This is a genomic window from Mongoliimonas terrestris (assembly GCF_001927285.1).
Taxonomy (GTDB): domain Bacteria; phylum Pseudomonadota; class Alphaproteobacteria; order Rhizobiales; family Pleomorphomonadaceae; genus Chthonobacter; species Chthonobacter terrestris.
Genome location: NZ_MSIG01000014.1, coordinates 1 through 16736 on the forward strand (window position 1 = coordinate 1; position 16736 = coordinate 16736).

Genomic DNA, 16736 nt, shown 5'->3' on the forward strand with positions numbered 1-16736 from the left:
GCCGGAAACTCTAACCTCCGGCGCTCCAATGTTGGGGTTCGGTCCATCGTCGACGGATCCTAGCTTCTGAGCGAGGGCATTCCAGGGGGCAAGGTCACCACTTGTAGATGCTCGCGTCGCTGACCCCATGCTTGCGGCAAAGGTCCGAGACCGGGATCCCGGCCTCGTGCTCCTTCAGGATCCCGATGATGTCAACGGCGGAGCAATTCCAGGCCAGTGGTGGAGTGGGCCCCTAACGCCGGACAAAGCTCATGCTGCTGATTTGGCAGTGACCCGGGAGTGCTGATCCTCGAACTGGGTGGGGCTGAGATAACCGAGCGCCGAATGAAGGCGCTTGGCATTTTAGACATCGTCGATGAACCTGGGGAGGGTCTCGGCGACGTCGGCGAAGGACTCGAAGGCCATCGGGTAGACGCCCTCGACCTTCAACGTCTTCATGAAGCTCTCCGCCTTGGCGTTGTCGTACGGATTGCCCCGCCGTCCCATGGATCCGACGAGGCCGACGTCGGCGAGGGCAGACCGATAGGCCAGGGCAGCATATTGCGATCCTCGGTCCGAGTGGTGAATGCATCCGGGCGGTGGACTGCGCCGTTCCACGGCCGCAGCCAGGGCGGCGAGGGTCAGGCGCGCGTCGATCGAGCGGCTGATAGCGTAGCCGACGACGCGGCGAGACCAGGCATCGAGAACGACCGCGACGTAGACGAAGCCGGTCAGGATCGCGACGTAGGTGATGTCGGCAACCCAGATCTGGTCCGGACCATCCGGAATCCGCCCGGCGATGAGATTCGGGAAGATCGGGTGGTCGTGGTCACTGTCGGTGGTCGCGACGTGACGCTGGCGGGTGCGGGGCTGAAGACCATGCTCTCGCATCAACCTCCTGATCTTCTTGTGGTTCACGACGACACCCTGGTGCCGGAGTGTCGCGCGGACTCGCCGCCAGCCGTAGCTTTCGAACTCTTCGCAGATCGCTGCGATCGCCTCGACGATGGCCGTGTCGCAGCTAGCCTCGGCATCGCCGTCGTAGTAGGTGGAGCGCGCGATCCCCATCAGCTGGCACCCTTCGCCGACGCTGATCCCGTCGGGCCGGTGATCACGGAGGTACTGCCGCTTCTCGCGCGCGGTCCGTTTTTCAGAGCCCCCTTTAGAAGCTCCAGCTCCATGGCCTGCTTGCCGACCAGCCGCTCCAGGGCCGCGATCCGTGCTTCGTACTCCTGGACCATGTCGGCCGCCACCGCCTCCTCTTCAAAGGCGCCGGCCTCATGCTTCTGAAGCCAGATGCGGATGAGGTTGCGCGACAGGTCGTGTCGTTTGCCTAGCGCGTGGAGCGTCTCGCCCGCCAGATACTCCTGGACGACCTGACGCTTGAACGCCGTGCTGTGAGTGCGGTGCCTGCTCATGGGCTTTCCTCCTCCGAAAGCCCGGACGCCTGTCAATTCGGAAGCCGCATCCTGTCCGGCTCAAGGGGCCCACTCCACCCAGAGGGGCAACGTCATCCGATTTTGATAGCCCCGGCCCAACTTCTTAAACAAAGCACGGCCAAGCCGCGCCTCATGGGCTGGTCCTTCCGATAGGCCAGAACGGAAATCATGCGGAAATGTCTCAGAGGGGCAACGTTACTTCCTCTGCTTCAGCGACGCCGTCCACAAGGCTGGGCCCCTCGCAATTAGCGGGACGCTGAGCCGTTGCGGATTGAACCGAGGATCGCTGAGATCTTCCGACTGGCATCAATCTGACGCGAGCAGATATAGTGTCGCTCTGTCGTCCCGAAATCGGCATGTCCAAGCAGTGGTGCGGCTAGCCGGGCTGTTTCAGGTGAGTGATCTGCCATAGCAGTCGCTGCGATTGTGCGGAACAGGTGAGGATTCACCGGCTGTCCAAGTAACCTTCGGGTAGTGGCAGTCACTCTCTGGTAAATGGAGTTCAGGGCAAGCCGTCCGCCGCCAGCACGGAGCCAAAGTGCAGCGGATCCGGATTTCGGGAAGCACGGCCGCACGCGTTCAAGGTAGTGTTCTACGATGGGTGTCAGTTCCGGAGTGATTTGCAGGCTGAGAGGCCTGCGGTTCTTTGTCTGGTCCGCAGTGAATCGAAGCTCGTAGGCTTGATCGCTTCGGACGAGGTGAACGCCAACATCGATCATGGCCATGTTGCGGATCCTGATCGGGGCCACTGTGAAGAATGCTACCACGAGCGTGTCGCGGTAGGCGAGACGAGCTCTGACGCTGGTCAGAGCCGACGCCCTAAGCCGATCTAGCTCGGAGAGACAAGTGGAGTAGACGTTCTCAATCGGAACCAGGCCGGCGTCTGGATCGCGACAAGGCCGCGCCCAACGCTTGACTCGCGCGGTGATCCCATCGAACCAGCGCCAGTCTTTGGCAGGTGCCAGCGCCTTTGCCACGACCTTCAAACCGATGAGCGAACTCTCGACGGTTTTGGGTGCTAGCTCAGCCATCATACTCCGCGCATAGGCGTTTACGGCTTCTGGTGTGACACGTTCGGTGGGGTCACTCCTTTCGTCCAGGAGATCATGGATATGAAGCCACTTTAGAAAGCAGCCGTAATGCCGCCGATTAGTCCGGCGAGTGGCCGCTGCCCAGTGCAGTCCAGACCCGGCATCCGTCAGAAGATCCCCTTCTCGGAACAGGCCGTCCCAGGCCCGCCGGTCGGCCGCCGGCCAAGCACTAAATAGCAGCTGGCGGGTGGCCATATATTCCCGTGGCATCGGCTATACCTCCGTCGGCAGCCCGGACCGGGCTTCATCAATGATCTTGTGGAGGTGGCGGCTCGCGACCTTGGTTTCGGTGCCAAGATAGGAACCAAGGGTGGTGTTCAACGACGTGTGGCCGAGGTGGCGTGAAATGAGGGCGTAGGCACCTGGATCGCGCTCGATCACGATCTTTCCGATGACGTGACGAAAGGCATGAGGATTGAGCCTGATGCCGGTATGCCGGTAAAGCGGCTCCGATATACAGTTCCGCATGGCGCTCTCGGACTTCGGGCCGCCCGTTTTTCCCGGAAACAGGTATGGTCCATCCGAGCCTGGCAGGATCGGGCGGTGATCGCGCAGATACTCGTCAAGCAAGACCACTGTCGCCGGCGGCAGAATGTGGTCGAGCGGTCGGTCTGTTTTGCTCTGATCGCGGTGAACGTGGAGGTACACGGTTCCATTGGCGCGACGGAAGCTCATGTCGAGCCGTAAAGTCCGCAAGCTGTGCAGGCGTAGGCCTGTATCGATCAGAACAGCCGTTGCCAGCGAGCGCTCGATGCCGCGAGCCCGGCGCTCCGGGTTTCTCTGGGTCCTAGCGCGAGCTGCCTCGTCGGCTGGGAAATGCAAAAGACGTTGGACATTGTCCGGATTGTCGAACTGCTCGACGCGTTCTCGGTGCCGCTTGCCCATTCCGGGCGGAAGACGTTGGTGCAGGCGCCTCAACACGGCTTTCAGCTGAACAAGGTCGGCTTCTGTGACTGGAACATGGATTTTGGCAATTCCGATCAGCGTCCGAGCGATCCTGGCAGCGTCGGTCGGAGGCAGCGTTGCATCGGATGGCATGAACGCACGGAGCGCATTCACGAAGTTTAGTGGTTGCACAAGAACGGCAAGGCTCGTGATCTCTTCAATGGGCAGATGGCCACCACGAACGAGCGCCGAAGCGGCACGTCGGATGTGGTAGACGGCGCTCTTAATCGTTGCCGGGCGTGCGGCTTTTGTTCGAGCGCGCAAGTCAAGCGGGTCCGCAGTCGTGGCAGAGGTTACCCAGCGCTCTGCGTCCGCGCCGAAGGATGCCGGAAATGCGGACAGCGGCAACATGAACGGCTCGGTCTTGAACGGAGATGAGAGCTTCGGGAGCGGCCACTCGCCTGAGATGCGCTTGCCGGCCATGTTGGCCACCGCGATCGTATGCTTCAGAATATTTCGGGGGTTCTTGACGAAGGACTCTGCCACCAGAGCCTCATGGAGGCCGAGGAGTGTTTCCTTGTCGACCTCGCTTGGGCCGATGCCGACGACCGTGCAGTAACGGGCCAAACGCGCCAAAGCGTGGCGCTCCTCCCTCTTGAGCTGTTTGAACAAAGTGTCCCACGCCAGCGATAGTGGCAGATCCTTCGTGAGCATACGCCGACGCATCCCATGCTGCTTGATGGCAGCTACAACCAATGATCGCACGTTGCGCCAGCGCAACTCGGTGACGCCGAGTGCTGTGGGTCCGTTTTCGGCGAACAACCGACGGACGGCCTCCGCAGTCGCAGGCAGCGCGTCGGTGGCTTGCACTCGAGAGAAGAGGACGCGCAGTGCGGAAAGCGTATCGCGCCGCCTTAGGGACGGTGGCTCTTCCGCCACACGCGCTTTGACATCCGCGAGGGTTACCGCTCCACCAGGGCGAAAGAGCTGGTCGCCTTCGGGTCGTTTCAAGGGCGACTGGTTGGATCCGGCGTCCGGCTCGGCAGTGGTAGGTCTTACCGACGCTGCACCTGAGACGACACACTCGTCAGGCATTTTGCTCTCCGGTTCTTCCTCGGGGAAAATCCCTGGAAAGCAGGGTTGAAAACGGTCATCGTGACGCTTTCTCGTGGACATAAGTATCCTCGTGTAGTCATAGATGTTCAGTCTAGCATGATAGTGAAACAGGTCCAGATTATCTTCCGCTCACCTAAGGTGATACTGTTTCACTACGCGATTGATTACATAGCGATAGCTGGACAGAACTGGACGGCGCTGGTCACCCGCGCCGGCGGTCGGCGATGAAGCGGTCGAGATCCGAAGGCGTAACCCGGATCTGCCGACCTATGCGCACGACGGGCAGTTCACCAGCTTCGTAGAGCCGGCGCAGCGTTTTCACCGACACGCCGAGGACCCGGGCTGCGTCGCCGAGGCTCAAGAGGCAGGTGGACGGGAACTCGCGCGAAGGGGCCGGGGCACGGGCGGCCAACTCGCCCCGGTAAGAGCCGCGGTCTTGCGAGACCGTTCGACAGTCCCCTGCAGTGGTCTTACTGCTGCCAGTACAGGAAGAAGTGAGAGCAGCTGCCACTTGGGAACCCGGCGCGCGAGCTTGTCCGGACCCCGGCTTTGCGGGTCGACTTTGAGCCGCCATCAAGATCTCTCCGACTGAAGGCGACGCAGAAGCGTCTCCAGCTCGGAGTGCGGAATCAGGACGCGGCGGCCGATCCGGATCGGTTTGATCTCACCCAAGCTGATGAGGTTGTACAGCTTGGTTCGCCCGATGCCGAGGACTCGGCAAGCCGAGTTAATACGATAGGAGAGGGGAGGATCGGTATGTACAGTCATGGACGCCTCCGTTGTCGGAGGTTCATCATTGGCCAACCAAGCCCAATCCTGTCATCGTTGTAAAACGCCTGGATTGCCCTGCCAATTACCCACGAGAGCTCGCACGGGACCGCTGCGACGTTTTTGCTTTTCGCAGCTGCTCGTATGACAGATCGAAGAACAGCTGGTTCTTCAACCACCCTATATTTCTAAGTAACGCCAAAAGCTCTGGAAGGGTTCCCGACGGAAGGCCACCATACTGGCTGATAGACGCGGTTCCTCCCGCGGATTCAATCCAGTCAATAAGAAGTCCCAAGTAATGATCGTGAATCACTGTGTTTTTTGACCGAGGTCGTCCTGGTGGTCTCATGTTTTTAACTTCTTGGATAGCTTCATGAGTCGCACTTGCAAGACGCCCTATAGTTTTCTTAATCTCCGCAATGTTCAGGCCTGACTTTTCTTCAATAAGGCCTGTTGCCACAAAGAAATATAGGTCGCCAGTATCCCCACTCGTGTCCGTCGTTACGGACTTTTCAAAAGCAGTGGCTGTTTTGTAAATGGTTTCAAGATGTGAAACCGGAGTTCCATAATCGAAAAACCCGGGGCCCCATTCTCTGTATTCTTCTCCATTCACTTTTCGAAGCCAGATTATAAGGAGTCTTAGAAACATTTCCTCTTTGTCATGGTCAGGTTTGCACAATTCTATGATAGATCTGATGTCGTCTAGTCGTAAAGCTGTAGATTTCTCGCTCATATAAGACCTCGAAAGCTTCAAACACCGCTCAGGCTTCCATTAGATTCGGCCGCTTCTGGGGTGTATCGCCCCTGCGATGCGTTTTTTCGGTGCGGTGGCCACCATGCGCAGTTGATCGGCTAAATCACGAAGAGTACGACTGCACTGCCAGCTCAGTTCTAAAATTTAGCTTGGAATCGTGCACCGCCACACCGGCTCTGCCCATGCGACCGAACAGTACATTGACTGATGTACTTATTCTGTGGAGGACTGCCGCTGTTTCCGACTGCCTGAAGGCGCCTACTTCCCGGTTACACTGTCAACGGCACCACTGCTCGGGCCGCGAGCTCGTCGAGGGCGTCCACCACGAAGGCTGCATAGTGCCGTTCGATCATCGCCGCCGACGTGTCATGGATCCCGGCCACCAGTCGGATGGGCAGTCCGGCGCGAAGGCCGCGTACGATAGACGAGTGCCGGAGGGCATAGGGTATCGTGTCGGCTGGAAGCTCGGCCCTCTCGATAATTGCAGCCCAAGGCCGCGTCATCTCGGCCGCTACACCCCAGGGCGCGCGGCGGTCGCGAGTCCAGACGCCGACCTCGGTTTGGCGATGCTTCCAGCGCTCCAGGAGTGTCATCGGCCCTTTGCGGCCGGCTATGGCTGGGCGCAGTGCCCGTAGCACGTCCTCGCCGACGCGCACCCCGACGCGGCCACCCTTAGCGCCGCGTCCCTTCCGGCTGGTCGGGATCATGAGCCGGCCATCGGCTGACTGCACGTCAGCGACGGTCATGCGGGCAACCTGAGAGAAGCGCGCGCCTGTCGCGGCGAGGACCAGTACTAGTCGTGCAAGGTCGCCATCCCATTCCGCCCTGGCGTCTACCTCCTGCGCAGCAAGTACGATCCGGCGCACGTCCGCATCACTAAGGATTTGTCGTCGCGCTTCGCCACCGTGGGCTTCAGGGGTGGCCAGTCCGTTCCGAACGACCACGGGTAAAGAGGCAGGAAGGCGCGCCCGGTGCATCCGTGCTGCAAGGTTGATCGCGGCCTTCAAATCATTGACCAGTCGTCGAACGCTCGCGGGCGCAAGCGTCTTCGCAAGCCCGGCGAGCCATGCCTCCAGATCGGGCTCGGCGAGCGAGTGCAGGGCCGTCGCTGCGAGAGGTGTTCCAAGGACATACCGCGTAAGCCGAGACCGCGCGTCCCGCTTCATGCCCGCGGGGCGTAGTGCTTCCTCCTTAGCCTCGCGAACTGCAAGGTAAGCTTCGATTGCGGTCGAGACGGTCAGCACCGGGCCAGCAGCGGCGGCGAGGCGGTCCGCGCGCACCTTTGCTACGTGGGCACGCGCAGTGCGTGCCGCTTGATCGAACGAGAGTACGATATCGCCATCTGCGTCGAGCGCGTCGTCCGCGGACGCGAGCGTCGCCTGTAGATAAGCGCCGCCACCCTCGTAGGAGCGGACCAGCCACCGGCCGCCGCGTACGCCCTTGCGATATCCAAGGTGTACGTCGGGATCAATGCCGCGCCAGTGCAGTCCGGTCTTCAGCTTTGCCCGTGCGTTCCGGGTGGTGATGCCGCTTTCGCTGAGGGTCTTCGCCATGGGTCGAAATCCGAAACCGTCAAATATTCATCAAATATATAGCAGCGCGTTTCGGCGGACGCCAGCGGACAATTTGCAGTTAAGTCTTTGATACGAAAAGAGCCAGCACGGACGGCAGCGGACGATAAAAGGTTAAAGTTTCGCCCTCTCACGGCGAAAACAGGGGTTCGATTCCCCTAGGGAGCGCCATTTCCACCCCCGGCTAAGTGTCTGATTCGTCTGGATTTCGCTTCGAGCGAACCGCATGCGTATGCAAGGACGTATGCAGGCCATGTCCAGTCATCTGACGCGCCGCGGCGCTGTCTACACCTTCCAGGTCCGCGTTCCTTCCGATCTTGTAACCCTTTTCGGGCACAGTCCTTTCTGGCTTCGGCTGGCGCGTATCCCGGCGGGCGACGCCGCCCGGGCAGCGCGTATCCTCGCCGGCCTCGTGCACGGCGTATTCCCCGAATGCATGGGCATTTTTTCGGGCACGTCGCGGGATCGCTCGCGGGTCAGCGACAACGACGGTTTCAACGGCGTCGTCTCGGAGCCCTCTGACACACGCCCTTTCGCTGAGTGGTGCGCCATCAGATCGGGAACGGCACGAGGCTTGCTTTACTGATCCGGATGACAACCAGTTCCGGCCAGCCACGATCCGCCATCCGAGTCGCCGTGATCGATGACAATCAGGTGCGCGCCGCCATCTTGGAGGATGGCCTGCGCGAGGCGGGCATTGTCGAGATCACCGTGCTGACGGGCATGGCCAACCTCCTGAAGCGGCTCGTCGCCATTGACCCGGACGTGGTCATCATCGACCTGGAGAACCCTAGCCGCGACGTGCTGGAGCAGATGTTCCAGGTCAGCCGCGTCGTCTCGCGCCCGGTGGCGATGTTCGTGGACCAGTCCGACGCGGCGACCACCGAGGCGGCGATAGAGGCCGGGGTGTCGGCCTATGTGGTGGACGGGCTGAAGAAGGAGCGCATCAAGTCCATCCTTGAGATGGCGGTCAGCCGCTTCAACGTCTTCTCACGGCTTCAGAACGAACTCGCGCAGGCCCGCAACGAACTCGCCGAGCGCAAGCTGATCGAGCGGGCCAAGGGCATCTTGATGAAGCACCGGGGCTTCACCGAGGAGGAGGCCCATGCGGCGCTGCGCAAGGCGGCGATGAATGAGAACAAGCGCATGCACGAGATCGCCCAGAGCGTGATCACGGCGGCGCAATTGCTCGGCTGAACACCGGGCGGCGGCGTCCAACGGCGGGCGCACCAAGGCGACGAAGCCGCACCGTTCGGATCCGATCGGATCCGTGAGCGCAATGCCGTGCGCGGACCGGATGCCGGTCTGCTGCCGACGACAGAATAGGTGGACAGCGTGCTAGAGGACGACACTTCGATCGAGGAGGAGCGGATCGGCGCCCTTCGGGCGGTCGGCAACGATCCGATCGCGACGGATCCGTCCGCGCCGACCGTCGTCCGTGCGGGCTTCATTCCGCTCGTGGACAGCGCGGCCCTGGTCGTGGCGGCCCGCAAGGGTTTCGCCACCGCCGAGGGACTCGCGATCGAGCTCGTGCAGCACACCAGTTGGGCAGCCCTTCGCGACAGGCTCGCGGTCGGCCATCTGGATGTTGCCCACATGCTGGCGCCGCAGCCGATCGCCGCCTCGCTCGGCGTCGGCGGGTTCGCGGTGCCGATGGCGGTGCCGATGGCGCTCGGCCTTGGCGGCAACGCCATCACCGTGTCGACGGACCTCTGGTCGGAGCTTCAGGCGGCCGGGGCGGTCGCCGGCGGCGGGCCGGCGGCACTCGGCGCCGCGCTGAAGGCGGTGGTGGCGCGCCGGCCAAGGCCGCTCATCTTCGCCATGGTTCACCCCTTCTCGTCCCACAACTACGAGCTGCGCTACTTCCTCGCCGCCGCTGGCATCCATCCGGACAAGGACGTCCGGCTCACGGTCGTTCCGCCGCCCTACATGGTGGAGGCCATCGAGAGCCGGCAGATCGACGGCTTCTGCGTGGGCGAACCGTGGAACAGCCTCGCCGTGGAGAGCGGCGCCGGCGTCCTTCTCCTGGCGAAAGCCGAACTCTGGCGCTCAAGCCCCTGCAAGGTGCTCGGGCTGCGGACGGCCTTCGCCGAACGCGCGCCGGCGACTGTGGCGGCCCTCGTCCGGGCCGTGGAGCGCTCGGCCCGCTGGGCGGACGACCCGGCAAACCGCGCCGAACTCGCGCACCTTCTCGCCGAGCCCGGCCTCGTCGGCGTCGACGCGCCGATCGTGGAGCGCGCCTTGTCCGGCCAACTCGTCCGCGAACGTGGCGCCGCGCCGCTGCCGCAACCGGACTTCCTGACCTTCCACGGCCGAGCGGCCACCTTCCCCTGGCGCAGCCACGCGCTCTGGTTCTACAGCCAGATGGTCCGCTGGGGACAGATCCCGCCGACGCCCGAGGCTGAGGCAGCCGCGGCGGCCACCTATCGTCCGGATCTCTACCGGGCCGCGCTCGCCGGCACCGACGCCATCCTGCCGTCGGCCTCCTCCAAGCTGGAGGGCGCGCTTACGGCGGAGCGGTCGGTGGGCACCAGCCACGGACGCCTCGACCTCGGCCCCGATCCCTTCTTCGACGGCCGCGTGTTCGACCCGGAGGACATCGCCGGTTATGTCGCCGGCTTCTCGTTGCGGGCGGATCCGCCCTGATTACGAAGCAGGCAGTATGCCTAGGGCCACAGCCTACTGACTAGGCGCCCGACCCGATGCCGCTGTCGCGGCGCGACAGCCGGGAGAGCGGAAAGGGAGCGGTTTTCCAACCGACGACCGGTTGGCACGCCAGGTGCATGGAATGTGCTGACTGCGCCAACGACGGCGCTTCTTCCTCAGATGATTCGCCCGAAGCCGGGCCCACCGCGCGACGCCGCCGGACCGAAGATGCTCCTCCTCCCGGGAGCCCTTTGGCCGGCGGCTTTTTTCGTTTTTCAATCGGGGCAGAGACCATGACCGAGACGACGAAGACCGGCCCGAACGCCGGGGCCACGACCGACGCAGGCGCCGGACTGGACCGCCGCCGCTTCCTGAAGACGACCGCCGCGACAGCCGCCACGGCCGCTCTCTTCACCGCCATCAAGGCGACCTTTCCGGGTGGCGCGTTTGCTGCCGGCACGGGTCCGGAGGTGAAGGGCACCAAGCTCGGCTTCATTGCGCTCACCGACGCCTCTCCGCTGATCGTCGCCAAGGAGAAGGGGATCTTCGACAAGCACGGCCTGCCCGAGATGGAGGTGCTGAAGCAGGCCTCCTGGGGCGCGACCCGCGACAATCTGGTGCTCGGCCTGGAGGGCGGCGGCATCGACGGCGCGCACATCCTGACGCCGATGCCCTACCTGATCTCGGCCGGCAAGGTGACGCAGAACAACGTGCCGCTGCCGATGGTGATCCTCGCCCGCCTCAACCTCGACGCCCAGGGGATCTCGGTCGCGCAGGAATACGCGGACTTGAAGGTCGGCGTCGAGGCCGGCGTCCTCAAGGAGGTCTTCGCCAAGAAGGCCGCCGCCGGCGCCATGGCCAAGGTGGCGATGACCTTTCCGGGCGGCACCCACGACCTCTGGATCCGCTACTGGCTCGCCGCCGGCGGCATCGATCCGGACAAGGACGTGGAGACCATCGTGGTGCCGCCGCCGCAGATGGTGGCCAACATGAAGGTCGGCACTATGGACGCCTTCTGCGTCGGCGAGCCCTGGAACGAGCAGCTCGTCAACCAGGGCATCGGCTACACCGCCTGCAACACGGCGGAGATCTGGAACCGGCATCCGGAGAAGTCGCTCGGCATGCGCCGCGACTTCGTGGAGAAGCACCCGGTCGCGAGCCAAGCCATCCTGATGGCCGTCATGGAAGCGCAGCAGTGGTGCGACGACATGGCGAACAAGGACGAACTCGCCGCCATTGTCGGCAAGCGCGCCTGGTTCAACGTGCCTCCGAAGGACATCGTCGACCGGATCAAGGGCGAATACGACTACGGCAACGGCAAGGTCGTCGCCGACAGCCCGCACTTCATGAAGTTCTGGCGGGACGACGCCTCCTTCCCCTTCAAGAGCCACGACACCTGGTTCCTCGCCGAGGACATCCGCTGGGGCAAGTTCGCGCCCGAAACGGACATCAAGGCCCTCGTCGCCGAGGTGAACCGCTCCGATCTCTGGCGCGAGGCCGCCAAGACCCTCGGCATCGCCGGCCCGGCTTCCGACAGCCGCGGCGCCGAGACCTTCTTCGACGGCAAGGTCTTCGACCCGGAAAACCCCGGAGCCTACCTGGAGAGCCTCGCCATCAGCCGGATGGCGTGACGGGCGAGGGGTACGCGCCGGGCCACCCCCCACCCCGACCCTCCCCCTCAAGGGGGGAGGGAGTTCGTTGCGGATCCGCTGCCTGATCCGCCGACCGGCACCGTTGTCGTCCCCTCCCCCCTTGAGGGGGAGGGACAGGGTGGGGGGTGGCTCCCGCGACCGCAGCCGCCCTTGAACACATACCTCGAAGCCAGGACCAGCCCATGCCCACCACCGCCCTCAAGATCGCCAAGCCCGCCGCGAAGGCCGCGGCTCTCGGCCCGGCAACCGTCGTGCCGCTGCCGGTAAAGGCACAGCCGTCCGGCGCGCGCCTCCTGGCTGTCGCCCGCCGGACGGCGGAACTGGTCGTTCCGCCGGCCGTCGTGCTCGCCGTCCTGCTCCTCGTCTGGGAGGTCACCTGTTCGTCTCCGACGGCCAGCCTGCCGCCGCCGAGCGTGATCGTCACCGACAGCTGGGAACTGATCGTCGCGCCCTTCTATGACAACGGCGGGATCGACAAGGGCCTCGGCTGGCATCTGATCGCGTCGCTGCAGCGGGTCGCGGTGGGCTATGCGATCGCCGCCGTCGTCGGCATCGCCGTCGGCGTGCTGATCGGCCAGTCGCTCTGGGCGATGCGCGGCCTCGACCCGATCTTCCAGGTTCTCCGCACCGTTCCGCCGCTCGCCTGGCTGCCGCTCTCGCTCGCCGCCTTCCGCGACGGCGAACCGTCGGCGATCTTCGTCATCTTCATCACGGCGGTCTGGCCGGTGATCATCAACACCGCGGTCGGCATTCGCAACATTCCTTCGGACTACGTCAACGTCGCCCGGGTGATCCGCCTCAACAGTCTGGAGTATTTCGCCAAGATCATGATCCCGGCGGCCGCGCCCTACATCTTCACGGGGCTCAGAATCGGTGTCGGTCTCTCCTGGCTCGCCATCGTGGCGGCGGAGATGCTGATCGGCGGCGTCGGCATCGGCTTCTTCATCTGGGACGCGTGGAACTCGTCCCTCATCTCCGACATCATCGTGGCGCTCGTCTACGTCGGCCTGACCGGGTTCTTCCTGGATCGGCTGGTCGCCTTCGTCGCCCTCCTCGTCACCCGCGGCACCGCGACCAGCTGAAGGCGAGCCGTCATGAGCAAGGCCTATCTCTCCATCGAAGCCGTGGACAAGACCTTCACGCGCGGCGGCGTCTCCTCCGAGGTGCTGAAGGGCGTCAGCCTGGAAATCGCCAGGGGCGAATACGTGTCGATCATCGGCCACTCCGGCTGCGGCAAGTCCACCCTCCTCAACCTTATCGCCGGCCTTACCCCGGTGACCTCGGGCGCGATCCTTCTCGACAACCAGGCGGTCGAGCAGCCTGGGCCGGATCGGGCGGTGGTGTTCCAGAACCACTCGCTGCTGCCCTGGCTCACCGTCTACGAGAACGTCGCGCTCGCCGTCGACAAGGTGTTCGGCCGAAGCCGCACCCGGGCGGAGCGGCACGACTGGACGATGCGCAACCTGGAACTCGTCCACATGGGCCACGCCAAGGACAAGCGGCCCTCGGAGATCTCCGGCGGCATGAAGCAGCGCGTCGGCATCGCCCGGGCGCTCGCCATGGAGCCGAAGGTGCTGCTCCTCGACGAGCCTTTCGGCGCCCTCGACGCCCTGACCCGTGCGCACCTGCAGGACCAGGTGATGCAGATCCACGCCTCGCTCGGCAACACGGTGATCATGATCACCCACGACGTCGACGAGGCGGTGCTCCTGTCCGACCGGATCGTGATGCTGACCAACGGCCCCGCCGCCCGGGTGGGCGAGGTGCTGGACGTGCCGCTGGAGCGGCCGCGTCGGCGGATCGAGCTCGCCGCGGATCCGACCTACATCCGCTGCCGCTCCGCGGTGCTGAAGTTCCTCTACGAGCGCAACCGCTTCGTGGAAGCGGCCTGAGGACATGCCCATGACCAGACAGAAGCTCATCGTCGTCGGCAACGGCATGGCCGCCGGGCGGGTGCTGGAGCACCTGTTCGAAGAGGCGCCGGATGCCTTCGACGTCACCGTGTTCAACGCCGAGCCGCGGGTGAACTACAACCGCATCATGCTCTCGCCGGTCCTCTCCGGCGAGAAGGCCTACGAGGACATTCTCATCCACGACGACGCCTGGTACGCCGAACGCGGGGTGACCCTTGTCAAGGGCGTGGCGATCGGGGCCGTCAACCGCGAGACGAAGACCGTCCGGGCGACGGACGGCACGGTCCACGGCTACGACAAGCTGCTGATCGCCACGGGATCGAACCCGGTGATCATCCCGCTGCCGGGCAAGGACCTGCCGGGCGTCGTCACGTACCGCGACCTCGACGACGTGGAGAAGATGATCGCGGCGGCGAACGCCGGTGGACGCGCGGTGGTGATCGGCGGCGGCCTCCTTGGGTTGGAGGCGGCCGCGGGCCTGAAGGCGCAAGGCATGGACGTCACCGTCCTCCACCTGATGCCGACGCTGATGGAGCGTCAGCTCGATCCGGCGGCGGGCTATCTCCTGCAGCGGGCGATCGAGGCGCGCGGCATCGAGGTGGTCTGCAAGGCCAACACCCACGCCATCCTGGGCGAGACCCGCGTCGAAGGCGTCCGCCTCGACGACGGGCGGGAGATCGCGGCGAGCCTCGTCGTCATGGCGGTCGGCATCCGGCCGAACATGGGCCTCGCCAAGGCGGCGGGTCTCGACGTCAACCGCGGCGTCCTCGTCGATGACGCCATGCGCACCTCCGACCCGGACATCTACGCAGTCGGTGAGTGCGTGGAGCACCGCGGCGCCTGTTACGGCCTGGTGGCGCCGCTCTACGAGATGGCGAAGGTGGCCGCGCAGGGCCTCCTCGGCGCGCCGGGCACCTATACCGGCTCTGTCACCGCCACCAAGTTGAAGGTGACCGGCATCGACCTCTTCTCCGCCGGCGACTTCGCGGACGCCAAGGGCCGCGAGGAGATCGTGCTCCGCGACGCGGCGCGCGGCGTCTACAAGCGCCTCGTCCTGGAAGGCAACCGGCTCGTCGGCGCGGTCCTTTACGGCGACACCGCGGACGGCACCTGGTTCTTCGACATGGTGCGCAGCGGCACCGACATCTCGGACCTCAGGGAGATGCTGATCTTCGGCCCCGCATTCTCGGGAGCCACCCCGCTGGACCCTACGGCGGCCGTTGCAGCCTTGCCGGATGACGCTCCCATCTGCGGCTGCAACGGCGTCTGCAAGGGCAGGATCGTCACGGCGATCACCGCCAAGGGGTTGTCGAGCCTCGACGAGGTGCGCACGCACACGAAGGCGTCGGCCTCCTGCGGCTCCTGCACGCCGCTCGTTGAAAAGCTCCTCACCGCAACCCTCGGCGACGCCTACGCGGCGGCGGCTGTCCAGCCGATGTGCAAGTGCACCGACCTCGGCCACGACGAGGTCCGGCGCCTGATCGTCGCCAAGAGCCTGAAATCCATTCCGGCCGTGATGCAGGAGCTGCAGTGGAAGACGAGCTGCGGCTGCGCCAAGTGCCGGCCGGCGCTCAACTACTATCTCCTCTGCGAATGGCCCGGCGACTACGTCGACGACCAGCAGTCACGCTTCATCAACGAGCGCGTCCACGCCAACATCCAGAAGGACGGCACCTATTCGGTGGTGCCGCGCATGTGGGGCGGCCTGACGACGCCGGACGAGCTGCGCGCCATCGCCGACGTCGCCGACAAGTTCAAGATCCCGACGGTGAAGGTCACCGGCGGGCAGCGCATCGACCTCCTGGGCGTGAAGAAGGAGGACCTGCCGGCGGTGTGGGCCGATCTCGGACGGGCCGGCATGATCTCGGGCGCCGCCTATGCCAAGGGCCTCAGGACCGTGAAGACCTGCGTCGGGTCGGAGTGGTGCCGCTTCGGCACGCAGGACTCCACCGGCCTCGGCGTCAAGCTGGAGAAGGCCATGTGGGGCTCCTGGACGCCGGCGAAGGTCAAGCTCGGCGTCTCGGGCTGCCCGCGCAACTGCGCCGAGGCGACCTGCAAGGACATCGGCGTCGTCTGCGTCGACACCGGCTACGAGATCCACTTCGCCGGCGCCGCGGGCATGCACGTGAAGGGCACGGAGGTGCTGACCCTCGTCGCCTCGGAAGCCGAGTGCATCGAGATCATCATGGCGCTGACCCAGCTCTATCGCGAGCAGGGGCGCTATCTGGAGCGGATCTACAAGTGGGCCGACCGTGTCAGCGTCGCGACGATCCGCTCCCAGGTGGTGGACGACGTGCCGAAGCGGGCGGCGCTCTTGCAGCGCTTCCTCCTCAGCCAGGCCACCGCGCAGGTCGATCCGTGGGCGGAACGCGTCAAGGGCTTCGAGGCGCACGAGTTCTCGCCGATGGCCGAAGTCGGCAAGATGGAGGCGGCGGAATGAACCGCGTGCTGCAAGGCCAGTTCGCCGCTGACTGGGTGGCGGTCGGCGCGGTCTCCGACATCCCGATCCAGGGCGCGCGCGTGGTGAAGAGCCGCCACGGCGACATCGCCGTCTTCCGGGCCGCCGACGACACGATCTTCGCCCTCCGCAACCGGTGCCCCCACAAGGGCGGCCCGCTCTCCGAAGGGATCGTGCACGGCCATTCGGTGACCTGTCCGCTCCACAACTGGGTGATCAGCCTGGAGACAGGTGCCGTCGAAGGACCGGACGAGGGCTGCGCTCGGGTCATCGGAGTGAAGGTGGAGGATGGGACAGTGTTGCTGGACCTGTCCCGGTTGACTGTCTCATAGGGATGTTCGCCCGCCTCCGGCGGCCGAAACCCCTCTCTCTAGCTCTCCCCCACAAGGGGGGGAGAGGACCTGTCGAGGATCCGGTGGGCAGTCGGGACCGGGTGGGAAACGGCAGAGGTCGAGCGATGCCGC

General features: G+C 64.5%; 16 protein-coding genes, 1 tRNA gene and 1 pseudogene. 9 read left to right on the plus strand and 9 right to left on the minus strand.

Annotated features, from left to right (window positions below; genetic code table 11):
• Nucleotides 1–97: 97 nt before the first annotated feature.
• The 9 genes and pseudogenes from BUQ68_RS17635 to BUQ68_RS17675 all read right to left on the minus strand — a co-directional run.
• Nucleotides 98–217, minus strand: a pseudogene (locus BUQ68_RS17635) (transposase); the annotation flags it as partial.
• Nucleotides 218–342: 125 nt separating this feature from the next.
• Complete coding sequence (locus BUQ68_RS17640) at nucleotides 343–1074, minus strand: IS3 family transposase (protein ID WP_139315265.1); 732 nt, start codon at nucleotides 1072–1074, stop codon at nucleotides 343–345.
• Nucleotides 1047–1397 carry a transposase gene (locus tag BUQ68_RS17645; protein ID WP_075217333.1) on the minus strand — a complete coding sequence of 117 codons (351 nt, stop codon included), beginning with the start codon at nucleotides 1395–1397 and terminating at the stop codon, nucleotides 1047–1049. Before BUQ68_RS17645 ends, BUQ68_RS17640 begins: the two co-directional genes overlap by 28 nt.
• 266 nt (nucleotides 1398–1663) lie before the next feature.
• A complete protein-coding gene (locus BUQ68_RS24585; RefSeq protein WP_083656680.1) occupies nucleotides 1664–2719 on the minus strand; it encodes a site-specific integrase in 1056 nt (351 codons plus the stop codon).
• Between the two features lie 3 nt (nucleotides 2720–2722).
• On the minus strand, nucleotides 2723–4489 hold the full coding sequence (locus tag BUQ68_RS22940) for a tyrosine-type recombinase/integrase (RefSeq protein WP_175577842.1): 1767 nt from the start codon (nucleotides 4487–4489) through the stop codon (nucleotides 2723–2725).
• A 223-nt stretch (nucleotides 4490–4712) separates the two neighbouring features.
• Complete coding sequence (locus BUQ68_RS23850; RefSeq protein WP_175577843.1) at nucleotides 4713–4871, minus strand: helix-turn-helix domain-containing protein; 159 nt, start codon at nucleotides 4869–4871, stop codon at nucleotides 4713–4715.
• 212 nt (nucleotides 4872–5083) lie between these two features.
• On the minus strand, nucleotides 5084–5278 hold the full coding sequence (locus BUQ68_RS24590; protein ID WP_075217337.1) for a helix-turn-helix domain-containing protein: 195 nt from the start codon (nucleotides 5276–5278) through the stop codon (nucleotides 5084–5086).
• A gap of 85 nt (nucleotides 5279–5363) precedes the next feature.
• Nucleotides 5364–6011, minus strand: coding sequence for a hypothetical protein (locus BUQ68_RS23375; RefSeq protein WP_139315266.1), 648 nt, complete (start codon nucleotides 6009–6011; stop codon nucleotides 5364–5366).
• A 290-nt stretch (nucleotides 6012–6301) separates the two neighbouring features.
• Complete coding sequence (locus BUQ68_RS17675) at nucleotides 6302–7585, minus strand: tyrosine-type recombinase/integrase (protein ID WP_075217338.1); 1284 nt, start codon at nucleotides 7583–7585, stop codon at nucleotides 6302–6304.
• Between the two features lie 120 nt (nucleotides 7586–7705).
• Between BUQ68_RS17675 and BUQ68_RS23855 the strand changes: the two genes are divergently transcribed.
• The 9 genes from BUQ68_RS23855 to nirD all read left to right on the plus strand — a co-directional run bounded on the left by BUQ68_RS23855 (nucleotide 7706) and on the right by nirD (nucleotide 16604).
• Nucleotides 7706–7774: transfer RNA gene (locus BUQ68_RS23855), tRNA-Glu, on the plus strand.
• Between the two features lie 82 nt (nucleotides 7775–7856).
• Nucleotides 7857–8189, plus strand: coding sequence for a DUF6538 domain-containing protein (locus BUQ68_RS17680; RefSeq protein ID WP_139315267.1), 333 nt, complete (start codon nucleotides 7857–7859; stop codon nucleotides 8187–8189).
• Between the two features lie 5 nt (nucleotides 8190–8194).
• Nucleotides 8195–8800, plus strand: coding sequence for an ANTAR domain-containing response regulator (locus BUQ68_RS17685; RefSeq protein WP_075217340.1), 606 nt, complete (start codon nucleotides 8195–8197; stop codon nucleotides 8798–8800).
• Between the two features lie 129 nt (nucleotides 8801–8929).
• On the plus strand, nucleotides 8930–10249 hold the full coding sequence (locus BUQ68_RS17690; RefSeq protein WP_245293304.1) for a CmpA/NrtA family ABC transporter substrate-binding protein: 1320 nt from the start codon (nucleotides 8930–8932) through the stop codon (nucleotides 10247–10249).
• Between the two features lie 293 nt (nucleotides 10250–10542).
• Nucleotides 10543–11880, plus strand: a complete 1338-nt coding sequence (locus BUQ68_RS17695; protein ID WP_075217341.1) for a CmpA/NrtA family ABC transporter substrate-binding protein — start codon at nucleotides 10543–10545, stop codon at nucleotides 11878–11880.
• A gap of 203 nt (nucleotides 11881–12083) precedes the next feature.
• Entirely contained in the window at nucleotides 12084–12983 is a 900-nt protein-coding gene (ntrB, locus tag BUQ68_RS17700) for a nitrate ABC transporter permease (RefSeq protein WP_075217342.1), read from the plus strand.
• Nucleotides 12984–12995: 12 nt separating this feature from the next.
• Nucleotides 12996–13793: an ABC transporter ATP-binding protein gene (locus tag BUQ68_RS17705; RefSeq protein WP_075217343.1), complete on the plus strand. Its 798-nt coding sequence runs from the start codon at nucleotides 12996–12998 to the stop codon at nucleotides 13791–13793.
• Nucleotides 13794–13803: 10 nt separating this feature from the next.
• Complete coding sequence (nirB, locus tag BUQ68_RS17710) at nucleotides 13804–16254, plus strand: nitrite reductase large subunit NirB (protein ID WP_075217344.1); 2451 nt, start codon at nucleotides 13804–13806, stop codon at nucleotides 16252–16254.
• Nucleotides 16251–16604 carry a nitrite reductase small subunit NirD gene (gene nirD, locus BUQ68_RS17715; protein ID WP_075217345.1) on the plus strand — a complete coding sequence of 118 codons (354 nt, stop codon included), beginning with the start codon at nucleotides 16251–16253 and terminating at the stop codon, nucleotides 16602–16604. Before nirB ends, nirD begins: the two co-directional genes overlap by 4 nt.
• Nucleotides 16605–16736 lie beyond the last annotated feature (132 nt).